The organism is Serratia grimesii (genome assembly GCF_900186025.1).
GTDB lineage: Bacteria > Pseudomonadota > Gammaproteobacteria > Enterobacterales > Enterobacteriaceae > Serratia > Serratia grimesii.
Genome location: NZ_LT883155.1, coordinates 395,407 through 415,924, shown reverse-complemented (window position 1 = coordinate 415,924; position 20,518 = coordinate 395,407). Strand labels below are relative to the sequence as shown.

At 53.8% G+C, this 20,518-nt stretch carries 17 protein-coding genes and 3 tRNA genes; 3 read left to right on the top strand and 17 right to left on the bottom strand.

The genetic code is table 11. The annotated features are described in order from the left end of the window. Nucleotides 1–19 precede the first annotated feature (19 nt). The 13 genes from rnr to nnr all read right to left on the bottom strand — a co-directional run bounded on the left by rnr (nucleotide 20) and on the right by nnr (nucleotide 15,778). A complete protein-coding gene (rnr, locus tag SGBXF1_RS01890) occupies nucleotides 20–2,503 on the bottom strand; it encodes a ribonuclease R (RefSeq protein WP_037422566.1) in 2,484 nt (827 codons plus the stop codon). Between the two features lie 59 nt (nucleotides 2,504–2,562). Next, nucleotides 2,563–2,988, bottom strand: a complete 426-nt coding sequence (gene nsrR, locus SGBXF1_RS01885; RefSeq protein ID WP_061807511.1) for a nitric oxide-sensing transcriptional repressor NsrR — start codon at nucleotides 2,986–2,988, stop codon at nucleotides 2,563–2,565. A 224-nt stretch (nucleotides 2,989–3,212) separates the two neighbouring features. Next, a complete protein-coding gene (locus SGBXF1_RS01880; protein WP_061807523.1) occupies nucleotides 3,213–4,511 on the bottom strand; it encodes an adenylosuccinate synthase in 1,299 nt (432 codons plus the stop codon). 97 nt (nucleotides 4,512–4,608) lie between these two features. Beyond that, nucleotides 4,609–4,809: a DUF2065 domain-containing protein gene (locus tag SGBXF1_RS01875; RefSeq protein ID WP_020438320.1), complete on the bottom strand. Its 201-nt coding sequence runs from the start codon at nucleotides 4,807–4,809 to the stop codon at nucleotides 4,609–4,611. A 63-nt stretch (nucleotides 4,810–4,872) separates the two neighbouring features. Then, nucleotides 4,873–5,880: a protease modulator HflC gene (hflC, locus tag SGBXF1_RS01870; RefSeq protein WP_037426474.1), complete on the bottom strand. Its 1,008-nt coding sequence runs from the start codon at nucleotides 5,878–5,880 to the stop codon at nucleotides 4,873–4,875. A 3-nt stretch (nucleotides 5,881–5,883) separates the two neighbouring features. After that, nucleotides 5,884–7,143: an FtsH protease activity modulator HflK gene (gene hflK, locus SGBXF1_RS01865; RefSeq protein ID WP_037426476.1), complete on the bottom strand. Its 1,260-nt coding sequence runs from the start codon at nucleotides 7,141–7,143 to the stop codon at nucleotides 5,884–5,886. Nucleotides 7,144–7,347: 204 nt separating this feature from the next. After that, the gene (hflX, locus tag SGBXF1_RS01860) at nucleotides 7,348–8,628 is read right to left on the bottom strand and encodes a ribosome rescue GTPase HflX (protein ID WP_037426478.1); all 1,281 of its coding nucleotides are present in this window, start codon (nucleotides 8,626–8,628) and stop codon (nucleotides 7,348–7,350) included. 95 nt (nucleotides 8,629–8,723) lie between these two features. Beyond that, on the bottom strand, nucleotides 8,724–9,032 hold the full coding sequence (hfq, locus tag SGBXF1_RS01855) for an RNA chaperone Hfq (RefSeq protein ID WP_012004894.1): 309 nt from the start codon (nucleotides 9,030–9,032) through the stop codon (nucleotides 8,724–8,726). Nucleotides 9,033–9,146: 114 nt separating this feature from the next. After that, the gene (gene miaA / locus SGBXF1_RS01850; protein WP_186427734.1) at nucleotides 9,147–10,088 is read right to left on the bottom strand and encodes a tRNA (adenosine(37)-N6)-dimethylallyltransferase MiaA; all 942 of its coding nucleotides are present in this window, start codon (nucleotides 10,086–10,088) and stop codon (nucleotides 9,147–9,149) included. Next, nucleotides 10,081–11,955 (bottom strand): DNA mismatch repair endonuclease MutL, encoded by a 1,875-nt coding sequence (mutL, locus tag SGBXF1_RS01845; RefSeq protein ID WP_037426482.1) that lies wholly within the window; start codon nucleotides 11,953–11,955, stop codon nucleotides 10,081–10,083. Before mutL ends, miaA begins: the two co-directional genes overlap by 8 nt. Before the next feature lie 22 nt (nucleotides 11,956–11,977). Beyond that, nucleotides 11,978–13,774: an N-acetylmuramoyl-L-alanine amidase AmiB gene (gene amiB / locus SGBXF1_RS01840; RefSeq protein ID WP_037426485.1), complete on the bottom strand. Its 1,797-nt coding sequence runs from the start codon at nucleotides 13,772–13,774 to the stop codon at nucleotides 11,978–11,980. Between the two features lie 7 nt (nucleotides 13,775–13,781). Then, on the bottom strand, nucleotides 13,782–14,252 hold the full coding sequence (gene tsaE, locus SGBXF1_RS01835; RefSeq protein WP_037426487.1) for a tRNA (adenosine(37)-N6)-threonylcarbamoyltransferase complex ATPase subunit type 1 TsaE: 471 nt from the start codon (nucleotides 14,250–14,252) through the stop codon (nucleotides 13,782–13,784). A gap of 14 nt (nucleotides 14,253–14,266) precedes the next feature. Continuing rightward, a complete protein-coding gene (gene nnr / locus SGBXF1_RS01830) occupies nucleotides 14,267–15,778 on the bottom strand; it encodes a bifunctional ADP-dependent NAD(P)H-hydrate dehydratase/NAD(P)H-hydrate epimerase (RefSeq protein ID WP_186427733.1) in 1,512 nt (503 codons plus the stop codon). Here nnr and queG point away from each other — a divergent pair. Beyond that, a complete protein-coding gene (gene queG / locus SGBXF1_RS01825; protein WP_037426493.1) occupies nucleotides 15,777–16,916 on the top strand; it encodes a tRNA epoxyqueuosine(34) reductase QueG in 1,140 nt (379 codons plus the stop codon). The genes nnr and queG overlap by 2 nt on opposite strands. Before the next feature lie 298 nt (nucleotides 16,917–17,214). Here queG and SGBXF1_RS01820 read toward each other — a convergent pair. From SGBXF1_RS01820 to orn, 4 genes are all read right to left on the bottom strand, one after another. Continuing rightward, nucleotides 17,215–17,290 (bottom strand) — tRNA-Gly (locus tag SGBXF1_RS01820). Nucleotides 17,291–17,344: 54 nt separating this feature from the next. Continuing rightward, nucleotides 17,345–17,420: transfer RNA gene (locus SGBXF1_RS01815), tRNA-Gly, on the bottom strand. A gap of 64 nt (nucleotides 17,421–17,484) precedes the next feature. After that, nucleotides 17,485–17,560, bottom strand: a tRNA-Gly gene (locus SGBXF1_RS01810). A gap of 204 nt (nucleotides 17,561–17,764) precedes the next feature. Then, nucleotides 17,765–18,310: an oligoribonuclease gene (gene orn / locus SGBXF1_RS01805; RefSeq protein WP_061807516.1), complete on the bottom strand. Its 546-nt coding sequence runs from the start codon at nucleotides 18,308–18,310 to the stop codon at nucleotides 17,765–17,767. Nucleotides 18,311–18,493: 183 nt separating this feature from the next. Between orn and rsgA the strand changes: the two genes are divergently transcribed. Further along, nucleotides 18,494–19,543, top strand: coding sequence for a small ribosomal subunit biogenesis GTPase RsgA (rsgA, locus tag SGBXF1_RS01800; protein ID WP_186427732.1), 1,050 nt, complete (start codon nucleotides 18,494–18,496; stop codon nucleotides 19,541–19,543). 75 nt (nucleotides 19,544–19,618) lie between these two features. Beyond that, nucleotides 19,619–20,512: an archaetidylserine decarboxylase gene (gene asd, locus SGBXF1_RS01795; RefSeq protein ID WP_186428452.1), complete on the top strand. Its 894-nt coding sequence runs from the start codon at nucleotides 19,619–19,621 to the stop codon at nucleotides 20,510–20,512. Nucleotides 20,513–20,518: the final 6 nt, after the last annotated feature.

Here is a 20,518-nt window from a genome sequence, read left to right as displayed (position 1 = left end):
GATAATGACGTGTGGCAGCTTAAGCCTGCTCAGCACCTTTCTTCTTGCCGGCGCGTTTGGCCTTGGTCGCCGCCGCTATTTTCCGGGTTTTGTCGGACACTTTCTTGGCTTTCGCCTTTTTGTCTTTCTTCACCTTGTCAGCGGGTTTGGCTTCGTCTTTACGGAAGGCGCTGTCAGGCTCAAAATTGGCTGGCGCTTTGCCACCACGACGTTTACGTGGTGCTTGAGTACGACCTGCGCCTGCGCCACCACGCAGGGTGCGTTGGCCGCTCTTGGCACGGTCGCGCTCAGTTTTACCTTCACCGCGTGGTTTACGGGTGCTGGAGACCAACGCGAAATCGATCTTACGCTCATCCATATGCACCGCTTCCACACGGATCTCAACGGTATCACCCAAGCGATAAACCACGCCGGAAGATTCGCCAATCAGGCGCTGGCCGATATTATCGTAGCGATAGTAATCATTATCCAGCGATGATACGTGTACCAGACCGTCGATAAACAGATCATTCAGGCGGACAAAGAAACCAAAACCGGTCACGCTGGCAATAATACCGCTGAACACTTCCCCGACGTGATCCTGCATAAAGTCGCACTTCAACCAGTCAGCGACATTGCGTGTCGCCTCATCGGCGCGACGTTCAGCCATCGAACAGTGCTCGCCCAGTTGCAGCATCTCTTCGAACTCACTGTGCCAGCCGCCTGTCGGCGTCCAGCGCTCTTTCGGTTGACCGTGCTCTTTGGCAAGCACATATTTGATCGCGCGGTGCAGTGCCAGATCGGGGTAACGGCGGATTGGCGAGGTGAAGTGACCATAAGAAGCCAGCGCCAAACCAAAGTGGCCGCGGTTTTCAGGATCGTAGATCGCCTGCTTCATGGAGCGCAGCAACATGGTTTGCAGCATTTCATGATCGGGACGTTCGGACACTTCATCCATCAAGGTCGCGTAGTCTTTCGGTTGCGGCTTGTTACCGCCACCCAGTGTCAGGCCCAACTCGCTCAATACGCTTCTCAGTGCCGTAATGTGATCGTCGCTTGGGCGGTCATGCACACGGAACAGCGCTGGCTCGTTATGCTTTTCAACAAAGCGTGCAGCGGCAACGTTCGCCATGATCATACACTCTTCGATCAGTTTGTGAGCATCGTTACGTACTGTTGGTTCGACGCGCTCAATACGACGTTCGGCGTTGAAGATAAACTTCGCTTCTTCAGTTTCGAAAGCAATACCCCCACGTTCAGCACGCGCTTGATCCAGCACCTTGTACATTGCGTGAAGTTCCTGCAGGTGTTTGACCAGCGGGTGATAATGCTCACGCAGCTCCTGATCGCCCTGCAGAATATGCCAGACTTTGTTATACGTCAGGCGAGCATGTGAACTCATTACCGCTTCATAGAACTTGGATGTCGACAGGCGCCCCTGAGCGGAGATGGTCATCTCACACACCATACACAGGCGATCTACCTGCGGGTTCAGCGAACACAACCCGTTGGACAGCACTTCCGGCAGCATAGGAATAACCTGCGACGGGAAGTACACCGACGTTGCACGGTTACGCGCTTCGTCATCCAGTGCAGTACGTGGACGTACATAATAGCTGACGTCGGCAATGGCAACCCACAGGCGCCAACCGCCGCCACGTTTTTTCTCACAGTAGACTGCATCATCGAAGTCGCGCGCATCTTCACCGTCAATGGTCACCAGCGGCAGCTGACGCAGATCAACACGGCCTTTTTTGGCCGCTTCAGGCACTTGCTCGCTGAGATCGGCAACCTGCTTTTCCACCTGCGGTGGCCAAACATGCGGGATTTCATGGGTGCGCAGCGCGATATCCACTGCCATGCTGGTACCCATTTTATCGCCGAGGATCTCAACGATCTTGCCAACCGCTTTGGTACGACGGGTCGGGCGCTGGGTCAGTTCAACCACCACCATAAAGCCCATGCGCGCACCGCTAACCGCATCGGCCGGGATCAGGATATCAAAGCTCAGGCGACTGTCGTCCGGTACGACAAAGCCAGTACCGGCATCCATAAAGAAACGGCCAACGATTTGGCTGGTTTTCGGTACCAACACGCGCACAATACGGGCTTCACGACGCCCCTTACGATCTGCGGCCATCGCCTGTGCCAGCACCACATCACCGTGGATCGCCATTTTCATCTGCTCGGCGGACAGGTACAGGTCGTCTTTGCTGCCTTCAATACGCAAGAAACCGAAGCCATCACGGTGGCCAATGACGGTACCGCGCAGCAGATCCAGGCGTTCCGGCAGTGCATAGCACTGGCGACGGGTAAATATCAATTGGCCGTCACGCTCCATTGCACGCAGACGACGGCGTAATGCCTCTAAAGGCTCTTCCCCGGTTAAATTCAGTTCTTTGGCCAGCTCTTCGCGGCTGGCCGGCGTTTCTCTTTTCGCCAGATGGGCCAGAATGAATTCACGGCTCGGGATTGGGGACTCATATTTTTCTGCTTCTCGTTCCAGGAATGGATCTTGTGACATTGCGGTTCCTCCGTTGTCATCAGCAGGGTGCCGCTGAGCCTTGTCTTCTCAGCGACGCTTTATTCGACAAGCAATAGCTTGTAGAGCGATGGATTGTCTTCAACCATATCGGCCAGCGTGTGGCTGTCCAGCTCTTCAAGGAAATTCTGTACGCCCTGTTGCAGCACCTGCTTCAGGCGGCAGGCAGGGGTTATGTGGCAAAAGTCACTGTTGCAGTTAACCAGTGAGAGCGGTTCTAACGCCCTTACCACGTCGCCAAGGCGAATGGTTTCGGCCGGTTTGCCCAAACGGATGCCACCGTTCTTACCGCGCACCGCGGTCACAAACCCAACCCTGCTTAACTGATTGATGATCTTTACCATATGGTTTCTGGACACACCGTAGACCTCAGTGACTTCCGAGATGCTGGTCATTTTGTCCGGTGGCAGCGAGGCCATGTAGATCAACGCCCGCAGGCCATAATCAGTAAAACTTGTTAACTGCACATCTACCTCTGGGTGTCATTTTACCCGTCTGATACGCCGATTTTCGGCATTATTCAAAAGATTACTTATTGGATAATAAACCAGCCGGAGAGTTCGCCGCTAATTATTTAGCGCATGTCGGGCTCTTGAACAGGTTAAGAAGGGATTTTTTGACGTGAAACCGCAACTGGGGAGAATAATGATAAAAATAAACCGGGACACGCCCGGTTTATTTTATTGCCAGATTATGCGTCGAACGGGTCGCGCAGAATCATGGTTTCGCTACGGTCTGGGCCAGTAGAGATAATGTCTACCGGTACGCCAGTCAGCTCTTCAATACGCTTGATGTAGTCCAGCGCCGCCTGTGGCAGTTTGCTGTGCTCTTTCACGCCAAAGGTGGTGTCGCTCCAGCCCGGCATGCTTTCGTAGATTGGCTCGATACCTTCCCAACCTTCAGCTGCCAGCGGAGTGGTGGTCATTTCGCGGCCGTCTGGCATGCGGTAACCCACACAGATTTTCACTTCTTTCAGGCCATCCAGCACGTCCAACTTGGTCAGGCAGAAGCCAGACAGGGAGTTGATCTGCACTGAGCGACGAACAGCTACGGCATCCAACCAGCCGGTACGACGACGGCGGCCAGTAGTAGCGCCGAACTCGTTACCTTGTTTACACAGGTATTCGCCGGTTTCATCGAACAGCTCAGTTGGGAATGGACCTGCACCCACGCGGGTGGAGTAGGCTTTTACGATGCCCAGTACGTAATCTACGTAACGCGGACCAATACCAGAACCGGTAGCAACGCCGCCAGCAGTGGTGTTAGAAGAAGTCACGTACGGATAGGTACCGTGGTCGATATCCAGCAAGGTGCCTTGTGCGCCTTCGAACATGATCAGGTCGCCACGCTTACGCGCGCCGTCCAGCAGTTCAGATACGTCAACAACCATTGCAGTGAGAATATCAGCGATAGACAGCACGTAATCCAGTGTTGCCTGATAATCAACAGCTTCAACTTTGTAGTAGTTGACCAACTGGAAGTTATGGTAATCAACAATTTCCTTCAGCTTAACGGCGAAGGTTTCTTTGTTGAACAGGTCGCTAACGCGCAGACCACGACGAGCCACTTTATCTTCGTAAGCCGGGCCGATACCGCGACCGGTGGTACCGATAGCTTTCGCGCCACGTGCTTTCTCGCGCGCGTTATCCAGCGCAACGTGATAAGGCAGGATCAGCGGGCAGGCTTCGGACAGTAACAGACGTTCGCGTACCGGGATGCCGCGCGCTTCGAGTTCACCCATTTCTTTCATCAATGCATCTGGCGCCAGAACTACACCGTTGCCGATGATGCTGGTCACGTTTGCACGCAGAATGCCTGAAGGAATCAAATGAAGGACGGTTTTTTCACCGTTAATAACCAGAGTGTGGCCAGCGTTATGGCCCCCTTGGTAGCGCACTACATATTGAGCCCGTTCGGTCAGCAGGTCTACGACCTTGCCCTTACCTTCGTCACCCCATTGAGTGCCCAGTACGACGACGTTCTTACCCATTTTAAAAATCACCGGTTGCTTAAAAATGGATTCTACCACCGTAATTCGTGAGTTTCAGCACTTTTAGCATAAGGTTGCGTATTTTTTAGGCTAAACTTTAAACCCCTGCGCGACTACGCAACATGTAGTAGATCACACAGCCCGCAACCACTATTCCACCACCAAATCGTCTCAGTGTGGCATCAGGTAACTGGGTCATCGCCAGTATCATTTTACGCCAGGCCTGCGGAAACAGCATCGGGCCCAGCCCTTCCAGCACCAAAACTAACCCAAGTGCCAGCCAGATCGTTGAATTCATCAGTGACTCCCAAAAAGAAAGGGCCCGCGTTTAAACGGGCCCTCGATCATTAACCTGTCGCGGTTACTTACGCGTGGAATCAGGCGACTTCATGTAGCGGAAGAAATCGCTGTCCGGGCTCAGTACCATCACGTCTTGGTTATTACTGCTGAAGCTAGTTTCATACGCACGCAGGCTACGGATAAAGGCGTAGAAGTCCGGATCCTGGCTGAATGCGTTAGCAAACAGTTTGGCCGCTTCGGCATCGCCGTCACCACGAGTGATACGGGCTGTACGTTCGGCTTCTGCCAAGGTACGCGTGACTTCGTAGTCTGCAGTTGCACGCAACTTCTCAGCTTCTTCCTGACCCTGTGAACGGTGACGACGCGCTACAGCTTCACGCTCTGCACGCATACGCTGATAGATTGCGTCAGACACTTCTGCCGGCAGGTTAATCTGCTTGATACGTACGTCGATGACTTCGATACCCAGTGCCGCCATGCTGTTCGGGTTAACCTTCGGCAGGTTGCCGGTGGTTTCCTTCTCAACACGCGCCGCAGCAGAAGCGATAGCATCATCAGCTTCAGTGGTTGCAACCTCTTGATCATCACCCACAGTACCGGTGTTCAATGCATCGCGTACGTCGGACATCAGCTTACCGCGCGAGTCAGTCACGATGTCTTTCACATCCAGACGACCAATCTCGGAACGCAGACGGTCACTGAATTTACGTTTCAGCAGAACTTCGGCTTGTGAAACATCACCGCCGCCAGTTGCCAGGTAGTAACGGCTGAAATCACTGATGCGCCATTTCAGATAAGAATCGACAATCAGGTCTTTCTTCTCGCTGGTCACAAAGCGGTCAGCCTGGTTGTCCATAGTCTGGATACGCGCATCCAGGGTTTTCACTGATTCAATAAATGGAATCTTGAAGTGCAGACCCGGTGCATACACCAGCGGTTTGTTGTCGCTGTCACGCAATACCTTGCCGAAACGCAACACAATGCCACGCTGGCCTTCCTGAACCACGAACAAAGAGGCGTATAACGCCACCAGCACCGCGAGGACGATAACTATAAAAGACTTACGCATTGATTACTCTCTCCCTACGCGAGTGGTGTCGTCACGCTGCGCATTCGCCCGGCGCTGGTCCATGACCGAGCCGCTGCTTGTGCGCTGGCTGCTAGAGCTAGCGCCGCTGTTGGCAGACGGAGCGGGATTGAGACGAATCAGGCTGGTGTCTTTATTGCCGTCAGCCGCCGCGCCAGTTTGGCCGCGCAGCATTTGATCCAGCGGCAACACCATCAGATTGTTGCCTTTGTCATTCACCAATACCTTACGGGTATGGCTCAGGACTTTTTCCATGGTTTCGATATACAAACGCTCGCGGGTAATCTGCGGTGCGGACTTGTATTCCGGCAACAGCTTGGCAAAGCGTGCAACCTCACCCTGAGCTTCCAGGACGGTACGGTCTTTATACGCTTTGGCATCTTCCAGCAAACGCTGTGCCTGACCGTTCGCACGTGGCTGAACTTCGTTGGCGTAAGCTTCTGCTTCACGGATGTACTGCTGCTCGTTTTCACGTGCGGCAATCGCATCATCAAATGCAGCTTTCACTTCTTCCGGCGGACGAGCAGCCTGGAAGTTAACGTCCAGCAGCGTGATACCCATGTTGTACGGACGAATTGTCTCTTCCAGTACGCGTTGAGTATCGCTACGTACGATAGTACGGCCTTCGGTCAGGATCTTGTCCATGGTGTACTTGCCGATAACGCCACGCAGGGCGCTGTCAGTCGCCTGACTCAGGCTATCGTCGGCATTCGTTACGCTGAACAGATACGCTTCCGGGTTAGTCACGCGATACTGTACGTTCATTTCTACACGTACCACGTTCTCATCCGAAGTCAGCATCACGCCTGAGGCTGCCAGTTCACGTACTGACTCCACGTTGACCGGACGCACTTCATCGATAAAGGTTGGCTTCCAGTTCAGACCCGGCTGCACCAAGTGGCTGAACTTACCAAAACGGGTGACAACACCACGCTCGGCTTCTTTAATGGTGTAGAAGCCGCTAGCGGCCCAAATCACCACCACCGCAACTGCAGCAATGCCGATGATACGACCACTAAAGCCCGGACCAGAGGTACCGGTACCGCCATTGTTATTGCTGTTGGAGCCTTTGCCTCCGCCCAAGCCGCTCAGTTTCTTGCTCAGCTTGCGGAAGATATCGTCCAAATCAGGTGGCCCTTGATCGCGACCGCCTTTGTTATTACCGCCAGAGTTGCCGCCATTATTATTGCTGCTCCCCCACGGGTCGCGGTCCTGTCCGTTATTACCGGGCTGATTCCACGCCATGTTTTAGCTCCATATTCTGTGATTGGGTACTTCAGGCTTACGCTTAGTTACAGCAGGCTATCTTACTTGCCCGTTTTCGTTTGAGCAGTGCTCAGAATCCTCACGTACTTGATGTACGCTCCGATTCTTGCGCGCTGACCGCACCAAAAACGTGCTGCGCCGATAATGCCTGCGGACCGAGTGCTCAAATGTAACAGGATATGATCATACTATAAAGTTAATCAGTTCCTGTTCCTGTTTGCAGAGGCGGCGCCATTCGACGATAGGCATACGAACCACCACGCCAATGCTGCCGTCTTCTTCGTTCCACTCTTTCTCAATTGCCTGAAGCTGGTAAAAACGGCTACGAAGACGGCCTGCTTCTGGCGGTAAGCGCAGCTCATAATGCGCGATTTCCCCCGATAAGCGCTCCGTCAACGCCTGATACAGCAACGGGATACCTTCACCGCTGGCGGCGGACAGCCACACCCGGATCGGTAAGTTTTCATCGTTGCGGTCGATACGCGGGACAAAATCATCCAGCATATCTATTTTATTCATCACTAGCAGTGTAGGGATCTCATCCGAGTCAATCTCTGCCAACACGGTATTTACCGCTTCAATGTTTTCATCGACGCGGGTATCCGCGGCGTCGATTACATGTAACAGCAAAGATGCCTGACGCGTTTCTTGCAGCGTTGCCTTAAAGGCGGCCACCAAATCATGCGGCAGGTGTCGGATAAACCCTACGGTATCCGCCAACACGGTATCGCCCACATCGGCGACGTCAATACGCCGCAGAGTCGGATCCAGGGTGGCAAATAGTTGGTCTGCCGCATACACATCAGCAGACGTTATTCGATTAAACAGGGTAGATTTGCCGGCGTTGGTATATCCCACCAGCGATACGGTTGGCACGTCAGCACGGGTACGCGCACGTCGACCCTGTTCACGCTGCTTAGCTACCCGCTCCAGGCGGCGTAAAATCAAGCTAATGCGGTCACGTAACAGACGACGGTCGGTTTCTAACTGGGTTTCCCCTGGCCCGCGCAGGCCAATCCCCCCTTTTTGACGCTCAAGGTGCGTCCAGCCACGAACCAAACGCGTGGCGATGTGACGCAACTGCGCCAGCTCTACCTGCAGCTTACCTTCATGGGTACGGGCACGCTGGGCAAAGATGTCTAGAATCAACCCGGTGCGATCAATCACCCGGCATTCGCACAGGCGTTCAAGATTTCTCTCTTGCGCTGCGGAAAGGGAGTGATCAAACAGGACAACAGATGCGCCACTGGCTTTTACCGCATCTGCGATTTCTTCGGCCTTTCCTTCACCGACAAAGTACTTGGGATGCGGGGCTTTGCGGCTACCAGTTACCACTTGCAAAGCTTCAACACCGGCAGAGGACACCAGGGATTCGAACTCACTGAGATCTTCTGTATCTTTGTCTTGCGAGAAATAGATATGAACCAGGACGGCCTGCTCACCGGCTTCATAACGGTCAAACAAGCGTGCAACCTCTCAAACGGGAACCCGTGAGTTTGGGGGACATAAACAGCCCACGGCTGCTTATGCTCCCCGTCATGGTTGACTCGCAACGCGCTTTATTCAGCGTCATCGCTTTCCTGCTGCGGCTGTTGCGGCGCAGACGGGTTGTTACCATGGTGATAGTTACTGGTGCCGCCGCTCGGAGTATTGCTATGGTGCGAAACCGGACGTGACGGGACAACGGTAGAGATAGCGTGCTTATAAACCATCTGGCTCACCGTGTTTTTCAACAGGATGACAAACTGGTCAAAAGACTCAATCTGGCCTTGCAGCTTAATACCATTCACCAAATAAATAGAAACCGGAACACGTTCACGACGCAATGCGTTCAGGAACGGATCTTGCAAAGATTGCCCCTTAGCCATTCTATCTTTTCCTTATTTGCTTGTTGTTTTTAACTAAGAACCTGTCGGCTCTAAAATAAACGACCTAAAAAATTTGCGCGCTGAATACTCATCAATTGTACACAATCACTCAACCTATGCACTAACAACCTGTATTACCGAGTCCAAAGCCTCTCCCGGCTTCTCGCTGTCCAGCCAATGTACCGAGTTCCAGCCTCGTAACCAGGTCATTTGGCGCTTGGCCAACTGACGCGTTGCGCAAATACCACGATAAACCATCTCATCGTAACTAATCTCACCAGATAAATATGACCACATCTGGCGATAACCGACACAGCGAATGGAAGGCAAATCCGTATGCAAATCACCCCGTGCAAAAAGTGCACGCGCTTCCGTCTCAAAACCCGCCGCCAACATTTGATGGTACCGCAGCTCAATGCGTTGATGAATCAACTCACGGCTGGTCGGTGCTATCGCAAATTGGTGAACATGATACGGCAACGATTCACCCGAAATTTTAGTCAGTTCCGTTAAAGTTTTACCCGAAATAAAAAAAACTTCCAGTGCTCTGGACAGTCTCTGCGGATCATTAGGATGAATTCTCAATGCCGCAACGGGATCAATCTCTTGTAACTGACGGTGTAGAGCGTCCCACCCCTGCTCTGCAGCCTGCTGTTCAATGCGTTCACGCACCACAGGATCCGCGGAGGGTAACGGCGATAATCCTTCCAACAGTGCTTTGAAATAGAGCATGGTGCCCCCCACCAACAGCGGGATACGTCCGGCAGCGGTGATTTCAGCCATCTCTTTCAACGCATCAGCGCGAAAATCCGCTGCTGAATAGGCTTCAACAGGATCGCGAATATCAATCAACCGGTGCGGTGCCTGCGCCAATTCCTCAGCGCTCGGTTTGGCAGTGCCGATATCCATGCCGCGATAAATCAGCGCGGAATCCACGCTGATCAATTCCACAGGCAGGCGTTCACGCAGCGCGATCGCCAACGCGGTCTTGCCCGAGGCGGTCGGCCCCATGATAAAAATAGCCGGGGGACGTGGTGTCATTTCAGTTTCAATCATGCCTAAGGGCTGCCAGTGCAGCCTGTAAATCAACAGGTTGTAAAAGTCCGCTCGGTGGTGATTTGACCAGCTGCGGGCAAAGTCGTTCAACGTCGGTCAGTAATTGTATCGCTTGCGAGGTGTTCCACTGTTCGTGTTCACTGCCTAAATGGCGGGCGAACCATGTTGCCAACACCGCGGGCGACATCTCCTGATGCTCGGCCAAGTAGCCTAACAGTTCGGGTATCAGTTTTTGTAAATTTTGTTGGCGTAATGGTAAAGGTACTGCGCGCAAGGTCACACGCCCATGATCAGACTGCAGGTCTAACCCCATTTTGACCAACAACGGTTGATGATGCACACAGGCGGCCGCTTCTTGTTTGCTCAACGCCAGCTTGATAGGGATCAACAGCGGTTGCGGCCGTAACCCCTCTTCTGACGGATTAAGCTGCGCTTGGCGCAACCAGCGTTCAGCCACCGGTAAATTAAGTAACATCAGTTGCTGACAGTTTTCAATCAACGCATAGCAGGGTGGGTGGATCATCAGTACGCGTCCAAAACTGTGCTGGCTACCGGACAGCGGTGTTTCCTGTGCGGACTTGGCCGGTGGGAACAGTGGTTGCTTCTGCGTTGCTTGCTGAGGTTCAGCCGTCGTAGTCGCTTGTAACAGCTTGCCGTACAGTTCGCCTTCACGCTTTTGATACCCCCCGCCTGCATGATAGACAGGTTGCGGGGCACGTTCACGCACGACGGCGGGTTCGGCAGATTGCGGCTCGCGATACGGTGCCGGTTGTGAGAAATGGTTACCGCCGGCAGCAATGCGATTTTCAGGCTGCCAAACGGGTGCAGGTTCCTGATCCTGCTCATCAGCCAGCGGCAACGGCGCATTGCCGATCTGCTGCAACACGGTGGTTACCGCCTGATAAATAAAATCGTGCACCAGCCGCGCCTGATGGAATCGCACCTCGTGTTTAGCCGGGTGAACATTCACATCAACCTGATGGGGATCCACCTCGAGATACAGCACGTAAGCGGGCTGCTGGTCGTCTTTCAGTTGATCCTGATAGGCTTGGCGGATAGCGTGATTGATCAAACGATCGCGCATCATGCGACTGTTGACGTAGCAATACTGCATTTCGCCCAGTTGTCGTGTGCCCGCAGGATCGGCCACCCAACCACGAATGGTCAGATCGCCATGCTGCCATGAGATATTCAGCGCATGCTGCAAAAAGGCCGGGCCGCAAATACTACCCAACCGTCGCTCATGCTGACTCTCGTCTTTCGCAGCGCGGTATTGGCGGATCAGTTTGCCGTTGTGGCTGAGGTTGATCGCCACATCGAAACGCGCCAGCGCAATGCGGCGCACCACTTCATCGATATGGCCGAATTCGGTTTTCTCGGTGCGCATGAATTTGCGCCGCGCTGGTGTGTTGTAGAACAAGTCCAGAACTTCCAGCGTGCTACCTATCGGATGTGCCGCCGGCTTGACCGTCACCGCCTGATCACGGCCTTCGGCGTAGGCCTGCCAAGCTTCGTTTTGTTCTGCGGTACGTGAGGTTAGTGTCAAACGCGAAACTGAGCTGATACTGGCCAGCGCTTCACCGCGAAATCCGAGACTGACAATGGCTTCTAAATCATCAAGCGTGCTGATTTTACTAGTGGCATGGCGGGCTAATGCCAACGCCAGATCGTCCTTGCCGATGCCACAGCCATTATCACGGATACGAATCAGCTTGGCACCCCCGCGTTCGATATCAATATCAATCCGCGTCGCCCCAGCATCCAGACTGTTTTCCACCAGTTCCTTGACCACTGATGCAGGCCGTTCAACCACTTCACCGGCGGCAATCTGGTTAGCAAGTTGGGGCGGTAACACCTGGATGGGCATGCTGACTCCTGTAATATTGGCGCTAGGCCTGCGGAATGGTCAACGTCCGATCCAGCGGCGCGACGTCCGACTTCAGTTTATTCACACGTTTAAGGTCACTGACACTGACACCATAACGGCTAGCAATAGATGTCAGCGTATCACCGCGGGCCACTTTATGCTTCGACGGCTTCTTCACGCTGGATTTGGCCTTGGCGACCGTGCTAACTACGGCGACGGATTTTCCCGCGGGCACTTTGAGACGCTGACCGACCCACACGCCATCCTTCTTCAGCTTGTTCAGATCACGCAACGCCGCCATGGTGGTGCCATAACTGTCGGCAATACCGGAGAGCGTCTCCGCCCGTTTCACCACATGAATCTGTGTTTTACCGCTAATACGGCTACCCCCGGCCGAACTAACGACCGGAGTAGGCTGACTGACGACGTCTGGTGTTGAGGATTTAACCGCCGCTGCGACGTCCAGCGGTCGGTTTTCCACCTTTGGGTCGGCTTGTAGCGGATGCGCCAGGAAATAACTGCGCAGGCCATTGTGGATCGCCTTGGCAATTTTATCCTGATATGCGCTACTGCCGAGCAGCCGCTCCTCCGTGCTATTACTGATAAATCCTGTTTCCACCAGCAATGATGGAATGTCCGGCGAACGCAGTACGCCAAGGCTGGCGTGCTCTGGACGACGCTTATGTAATGAACCAACACTCTGCAACTGCTGCAATACTTTGACTGCGACATCGTAACCCACACGTTGTGAGTGACCGAATTGCAGATCCAGTACCGCTTGGCTCAAATAAGGATCCGCCTGGCTGTTGGCCAGCAAATCCCCCGCACCACCCAGTAGTTCAGATTGTTTCTCATGTTGTTCCAGCCAACCCGCCATCTCACTGTTAGCTCGGCGGTTGGACAGAACCCAAACAGAAGCCCCATTAGCACTGCGATTTGGTGCAGCATCAGCATGAATGGACACCAACACGTTTGCGCCCTGCTTACGTGCCACATCGGAACGCCCCATTACTGAGATGAAGTAGTCGCCATTACGCGTTAACACCGGTTTAAACTGGGGATCGGCATCCAACAGCGCTTGCAGACGACGCGCGATGGCGATAGTGACATTTTTCTCTTTCAGCCCGTTCGGGCCGATCGCCCCTGGATCCTGCCCGCCATGACCTGCGTCAATCGCCACTACCACCCGATCGCCAGAACCTGCGGAAACTCGGCTACTGCGCGGCGTAACCTCTGATGCGGTACCTGCAACAACGGTAGGTTTATTAGTAAAAGGATTCGAACCGCTTGGCGCTTTACGCACCGGTTCCGGCTCAGACTCTTCCACAACCACCGGTGCTTTACGCGTCGGCTGGCTTACAACCAGCGGCGCAGGCGCAGGGGTTTTACGCACGATGTTGGTATTAGCACTGCCTTCAGCAGCAATAGTGAACACCACGGTATAGACACTGCCATTCTGACGAGTAGCGACCCGAGTCTTCGAGCGCTGAGTCAAATCAAACACCAAACGCACACTCTGGGCATCTTTCGGCGTACTGGAACGAATGCTTTTCACCAGGTTCTGACCGCTGAAATTCAGCGGCAAACCACCGACCTTGCCTTTCTGATTAACGTCCAAAACCACGCGGTCCGGACCGTGTAACGGGAAGAAGGCATAGTCCGGCGGGCCGGTGAAACTCACAGATACCGTAGCTTCTCGCTGAGCATTGGTAACTTTAATATCTGATAGCGATGATGCAGCCAGCGCACTAGCCACACCCAAAGGCCCCAATACGGCGATCAGGGCGATTACGAATAGTTTTCTCAACGCATACGTCATTGCGGCGTCATTCCTGTGGCCCGTGAATACGGTCTAAAAGCTGGCTGCCGTAGGCGGAAACCGCCTGAATTTTTGCCTCTCGGCCCTGATCCTGATAGCTGAGATGTAGCTCCAGATCCGGCTCCGGCAATACGCCTGTACCCTGCTGCGGCCATTCCACCAAGCAAATAGCATCCTGCGCAAAATAATCGCGAATGCCCATAAATTCGAGTTCTTCCGGATCGGCTAAGCGATACAGATCAAAATGGTATACCGCTAACGGTTGCAGCGCATAGGGCTCCACCAGCGTGTAGGTTGGGCTTTTAACGTTGCCCTGATGGCCTAATGCCTGCAGGAACCCACGGCTGAAGGTGGTTTTACCGGCGCCCAGGTCACCGTAAAGATAAATTACGCTGGCGCGATCGCACGCCTTAGCCAAGGCGGCACCCAATGCGACAGTCGATGCCTCATCCGACAGAGGTAAAACGAGTTCTTTCATTCGATAGTTTCTATTTATGCCAACTCAGGATTAACGTAATAAGGAATTTCCGGCATTAAATCGCTCGCCAACATTCCCCTTATTCCTTGTCTTGCCGCCACACGATCGGCGGCTGCGCCATGTACCACACACCCGGCACAGGCTGCATCATACAGCGAGAGCTTTTGCCCCACCAAACCGCCGATTATGCCTGACAGGACATCGCCCATACCACCGGAGGCCATACCAGCATTACCGACGTCAGCTATCGCCATCTGGCCTTGGTCGTCTGCGATCAGCGTACCCGCGCCTTTCAACACGGCAACGCCGCCGTAACGTGCCACCAGATTGCGTACTGCAAGTAAGCGGTCACTCTCAATATCAGCGGTACGGCACCCTAGTAGGCGGGCGGCCTCCCCAGGATGCGGGGTAATTACACGATTCTGACGCTTCTCGGGATTTAATGCCAGTAAGTTCAGCGCATCCGCGTCCCATAACGCCGGTTTATCACTGGCTTGCAATACTTTCAGCGCATTCCTAGCCCATTCCCCCTGGCCCAGCCCTGGCCCCACGACCAGCACATCTGCCCAGTTGAGCGCCTGTTGCAGCGCATCGTCATTCAACGGTTGTACCATCAGTTCTGGTCTGGCGGTCAGTAAGGGGCCAACATGCTCTATGTGAGTAAGCACTCGCACTAGCCCCGCACCGCTGCGTAAAGCCGCTTCTGCCGCCATACGTATTGCACCACCAAAACCATGATCGCCTCCTACCACCAACAGGCGCCCCTGTTCACCTTTATGCGAGCAAGGACGGCGTGGTTTTAACCACTGAGGTAACGATTGAGCAGTAAGCCGCTGAATCTGAGCCGGTTGCTTCACCAGCCAACCAGATAATCCTAGCGTACTCTGGTGAAGTTGCCCGACCCAATCACGTGCCTGGCCTGTCAACAAACCAGGTTTGAGGGCGATAAAAGTAATCGTGTGCATCGCGCGGATGACCGCACCGGGAGCGGCACCGCTTTCAGCCAACAGGCCTGAAGGGACATCGAGTGCGATCACTGGCGCAAGACTGCGGTTCGCGGCTTCAATCAGAGCGTCGTACGGCGCCCGCGGCGCACTGCTTAATCCGGTACCTAGCAAACCATCGATAATCAAATCAATGCCTTCTGGCCAACGGGTGTTGGCCGGATGAATTTCACCACCGCTGGCCAGCCAAGCTTGCCTGGCTGCATCGGCTTCTGGCGGTAATGGACGTGTACCTTCACAGGCGATCAAGCTCACCTTAACGCCAGTTGCCGCCGCCAGCCGAGCGACAACATAGCCGTCGCCACCATTGTTGCCATGGCCACACAACACCAACCAATGGTGGCCAGCAGGAAATTGGTCGCGCGCCAGGGCGTAAGCCGCCTCACCAGCGCGCTGCATCAGTTGATAGAGCGAGATACCCAGCGAAGCAGCGGCGCTCGCTTCCGAACGCCGGATCCAGTCCGCAGACCAGACAGAGTGTGATAAACTATCAGAGTACTGTTTTTCACTGTGGCCCGTCATGACTCACCCCCTCGATCTCAATCAACTCGCCCAACATATCAAGCAATGGGGGCAATCGCTAGGATTCCAGCAGGTCGGCATCTGCGACACCGATCTCAGTGCGGAAGAACCCAAACTGCAGGCATGGTTGGACAAACAATATCACGGTGAGATGGAGTGGATGGCGCGCCATGGCATGTTACGTGCCCGCCCTCATGAGCTACTACCGGGGACATTGCGAGTGATCAGCGTACGCATGAATTACCTGCCAGCCAAAGCGGCCTTTGCTAGCACACTCCAAAACCCTAATCTGGGCTACATCAGCCGCTATGCGCTGGGCCGTGACTACCACAAACTACTGCGCCAACGGCTCAAAAAGCTCGGCGATCAGATCCAAGCCTATTGTGGGGAGCTTAATTTTCGCCCGTTTGTCGATTCCGCACCGGTGATGGAACGTGCACTGGCCTCCAAGGCCGGGATTGGCTGGGTTGGTAAACACTCACTTATTTTGAATCGTGAGGCTGGCTCCTGGTTTTTTCTCGGCGAACTGCTTATCGATCTGCCGTTACCAGTAGATGAACCACAGCAGGAGCAATGTGGCCGTTGTGTTGCCTGCATCACCACCTGCCCAACGGGGGCCATCGTCGCCCCTTATACTGTGGATGCCCGGCGCTGCATCTCCTACCTGACCATCGAGCTGGAAGGGGCTATTCCAGAAGAATTCCGCCCATTATTGGGCAACCGCATTTACGGTTGTGACGACTGCCAGCTGATTTGCCCGTGGAACCGCTTCTCACAGCTCACCGACGAAGATGATTTCAGCCCACGCGCCGCCCTGCATGCGCCACAACTCATAGACCTGTTTGGTTGGACCGAAGAAAAATTCCTACGCATCACCGAAGGTTCTGCCATCAGGCGAATCGGCCATTTGCGCTGGCTGCGTAATATCGCCGTCGCACTGGGCAATGCCCCTTATCAGGATGCCGTGGTGATGGCACTGCGTTCCCGCTTAGAACAGAACGCCATGCTGGACGAACATATCCATTGGGCTATTGAACAGCAATGGATACGGCGTGAGGCGCAAGGTGTAGAAGTGCAGACAATGCAGAAAAAACGATTGGTACGCGCTGTGGAAAAAGGATTACCGAGGGATGCCTAAACGCTTTCATCCTGACCCGAGAGTCACTCTGTGGATTTGTGCATAAAAATAAAAATGCTTTGTCTTTCAACTGCAACAAAAAGAGCAAGTGATCGGCATAACGTTTTCCGATAAATAAATATACTTACAAATCAATGCAATAAATATTTCATTTGTGTGGCGTTGATTTTTTGAGCTGACGGTATTATGTACGCTACCTGTGGATAAGTCTGTTCACAACATTTCGACAGGATATGTATAACGGGGCAAGGAACCGCGCCGGTAAAGGCGTTGGACTGAGATAAATCGAAGATAAAATTGGAGCGGGAAACGAGACTCGAACTCGCGACCCCGACCTTGGCAAGGTCGTGCTCTACCAACTGAGCTATTCCCGCATTGAGATGCTTTGGGCATCCGGCCATCAAACAAAACATGGCCTTTGAATTTTTTGGAGCGGGAAACGAGACTCGAACTCGCGACCCCGACCTTGGCAAGGTCGTGCTCTACCAACTGAGCTATTCCCGCGTCGCATGGGTACTACTTGATACTATTTTTATTCATCACGCCACAAAAGCAGCATTGTTGAATTTGGAGCGGGAAACGAGACTCGAACTCGCGACCCCGACCTTGGCAAGGTCGTGCTCTACCAACTGAGCTATTCCCGCCCGGCGCATCGATGTCGGAACTAAACGAAATTCTTCATCGGTACGGGGTGCGCATTATACGAGAAATCCTTTTTGCCGCAAGCCCCTGAAAGCAAAAAAACACGATTTTTGTTTGATTGCTGATTAAAACGGCAAACTGATTAATTAAGCGGCGAATTCAGGTGCCTTTGGTAATACGGCCCCTGTCGAGGGGGCCCACATCTATTACAACTGGATGAAATGCTCACGGTAATAGGCCAACTCACCCACCGATTCACGGATGTCATCCATCGCCTGATGAGTCCCTTGCTTTTTAAAACCGCTCAGAATTTCCGGCTTCCAACGACGCGCCAACTCTTTCAGCGTGCTGACATCCAGATAGCGGTAATGGAAGTAAGCCTCCAGCTCTGGCATATAACGGAACAGGAAGCGACGGTCCTGGCCAACACTGTTGCCACAAATCGGTGATTTGCCCGCAGGCACCCACTGCTGCAAAAAGGCAATGGTAGCCAGCTCAGCGGCATGGTCGTCGAACTGGCTGGCCTTCACACGCTCCACCAGCCCGCTGCCAGTATGAGTGCGCACGTTCCAGTCATCCATCAGCCCTAGCTGTTCATCAGATTGATGTACGGCGATTACCGGCCCTTCTGCAAGGATGTTCAGATTGGCGTCAGTGACCAATGTAGCGATCTCGATAATGCGATCGCGCTCAGGATCCAACCCAGTCATTTCCAGATCGATCCAAATCAGGTTATTTTCGTTTCCTGTCATGATATTTCCTGCGTAAAAGCCAAAAGATAAACAAACTGTGGACAAGGCGGCGACCGACGCTGGCTGTTTGCTGGCAGAGGTGCGCTGCGCGTGGCGGCTAACAACGGTTATTTAATATAAAATAGCGTGTATCATAGTCTTTTTGGTCGCCATGAGCGATAAAGCGGATTCAAGTGAGGCGCAGTGAGCAAGAACAAACTGTCCAAAGGTCAAGAACGCCGCGTGCAGGCGAACCATCAACGTCGCCTGAAGCGCACTGATAACAAACCGGAACTGGATGATTCCCAACTGGGCGAGCCGCAGGACGGCATCGTAATCAGCCGTTTTGGTATGCACGCTGACGTTGAAGCAACGGATGGCACCCAGCATCGCTGTAATATCCGCCGTACGTTGCGTTCACTGGTAACCGGTGATCGCGTGGTGTGGCGTCCTGGTGTCGGTACCCATGAAGGGGTCAAAGGGATTGTCGAGGCGGTACATGAACGCACCTCGGTCCTGACACGCCCGGACTTCTATGACGGCGTGAAGCCAATCGCCGCTAATATCAACCAAATCGTTATCGTTTCGGCGATCTTACCCGAACTTTCTCTGAACATCATAGACCGTTACCTGGTGGCCAGTGAAACGCTGGAAGTTGAGCCGCTGATCGTCCTGAACAAGATTGATCTGTTGGACGCCGAAGCGCGCAAACGGGTCGACGGTATGATGGATACCTATCGCAAGATTGGTTATCGAGTGTTGGAAGTGTCCAGCCAGACACGTGAAGGTATGGAAGCGTTTGAACAAGCGCTAGTCGGGCGCATCAGCATCTTTGCAGGCCAATCCGGGGTCGGCAAGTCCAGCCTGCTGAACGCTTTGCTGCCAGCGTCCAAAGAGCAAATTCTGGTAAATCAGGTTTCCGATGTCTCTGGCCTCGGGCAACATACCACTACCGCTGCACGGCTGTACCATTTCCAGCACGGCGGTGATGTGATTGACTCCCCAGGCGTACGCGAGTTTGGTCTGTGGCACCTGGAACCGGAACAAATCACTCAAGGTTTTGTCGAATTCCGTAACTATTTAGGCGGTTGCAAATTCCGCGACTGCCGCCACGATACCGATCCAGGTTGTGCCATCCGTGCAGCGATGGAGAAAGGCGATATCGCGAAAGAACGTTTTGACAACTACCACCGTATTCTGGAAAGCATGGCGCAAGTGAAGGTTCGCAAGAACTTCACGGACGCCGCAGACTGATAATACCGGGCGGCGTTGACTGTGGCGGATCCACAGTTACAATGCGCGCCCTTTACCCCGATTTACGAGGTTAACGTGCTGGATAGCATCAAAATTAAATTGCAGTATTGGTTGCCAAAGCTGGCACTCACCCGCCTGGCTGGCTGGGGTGCGGATAAACAAGCTGGCTGGCTGACCCAACTGGTGGTTAAGGCTTTTGCCCGCTATTACCGCGTGGACATGCAGGAAGCACAAAACCCTGACCTGGCTTCTTATGGCACTTTTAACGAGTTCTTTGTGCGGCCACTCCGTGACGGTGCGCGTCCGATTATCGACGACGCCAACTGGTTGGCGCTGCCTGCCGATGGCGCGATAAGCCAGCTCGGCCCGATCAACGACGATCAAATTTTCCAGGCTAAAGGTCATTACTACAGCCTGGAAGCGTTACTGGCCGGCAACTACATGTTGGCGGAACCCTTCCGTAACGGCTTGTTTGCCACCACTTACCTGGCTCCGCGTGATTATCACCGTGTGCATATGCCTTGCGCTGGTGTGCTCCGCGAAATGATTTATGTCCCGGGTGACCTGTTCTCCGTCAATCCGCTAACCGCCGCCAATGTGCCGAACCTGTTCGCACGCAATGAGCGTGTCATCTGCGTATTTGATACCGCCATCGGGCCAATGGTGCAGATTCTGGTCGGTGCTACAATCGTCGGCAGTATCGAAACGGTATGGGCCGGCACCGTAACGCCACCACGCGAAAGCGTGATCAAACGCTGGACCTATCCGGAAGAAGGCGCTGAAGGTGCTATCGCTTTGGAAAAAGGCGCTGAAATGGGTCGTTTCAAACTTGGCTCTACCGTCATCAATCTGTTTACTCCAGGCAGCGTAGCCTTTGCTCCACAGTTAAATAACGGCACCGTGACCCGCATGGGCGAGGCCTATGCAGAAATCCCAGCCGCGCCTGCCGCCGCATCACCACAGATCTAAAGGAAT

Bases quoted from the DNA above. Each gene is read 5' to 3' on its own strand.
- rnr (WP_037422566.1), bottom strand. From the start codon at position 2,503: ATGTCACAAGATCCATTCCTGGAACGAGAAGCAGAAAAATATGAGTCC.
- SGBXF1_RS01880 (WP_061807523.1), bottom strand. From the start codon at position 4,511: ATGGGTAAGAACGTCGTCGTACTGGGCACTCAATGGGGTGACGAAGGT.
- SGBXF1_RS01875 (WP_020438320.1), bottom strand. From the start codon at position 4,809: ATGAATTCAACGATCTGGCTGGCACTTGGGTTAGTTTTGGTGCTGGAA.
- hflC (WP_037426474.1), bottom strand. From the start codon at position 5,880: ATGCGTAAGTCTTTTATAGTTATCGTCCTCGCGGTGCTGGTGGCGTTA.
- hflK (WP_037426476.1), bottom strand. From the start codon at position 7,143: ATGGCGTGGAATCAGCCCGGTAATAACGGACAGGACCGCGACCCGTGG.
- hfq (WP_012004894.1), bottom strand. From the start codon at position 9,032: ATGGCTAAGGGGCAATCTTTGCAAGATCCGTTCCTGAACGCATTGCGT.
- miaA (WP_186427734.1), bottom strand. From the start codon at position 10,088: ATGATTGAAACTGAAATGACACCACGTCCCCCGGCTATTTTTATCATG.
- mutL (WP_037426482.1), bottom strand. From the start codon at position 11,955: ATGCCCATCCAGGTGTTACCGCCCCAACTTGCTAACCAGATTGCCGCC.
- amiB (WP_037426485.1), bottom strand. From the start codon at position 13,774: ATGACGTATGCGTTGAGAAAACTATTCGTAATCGCCCTGATCGCCGTA.
- tsaE (WP_037426487.1), bottom strand. From the start codon at position 14,252: ATGAAAGAACTCGTTTTACCTCTGTCGGATGAGGCATCGACTGTCGCA.
- queG (WP_037426493.1), top strand. From the start codon at position 15,777: ATGACTCACCCCCTCGATCTCAATCAACTCGCCCAACATATCAAGCAA.
- nnr (WP_186427733.1), bottom strand. From the start codon at position 15,778: ATGACGGGCCACAGTGAAAAACAGTACTCTGATAGTTTATCACACTCT.
- orn (WP_061807516.1), bottom strand. From the start codon at position 18,310: ATGACAGGAAACGAAAATAACCTGATTTGGATCGATCTGGAAATGACT.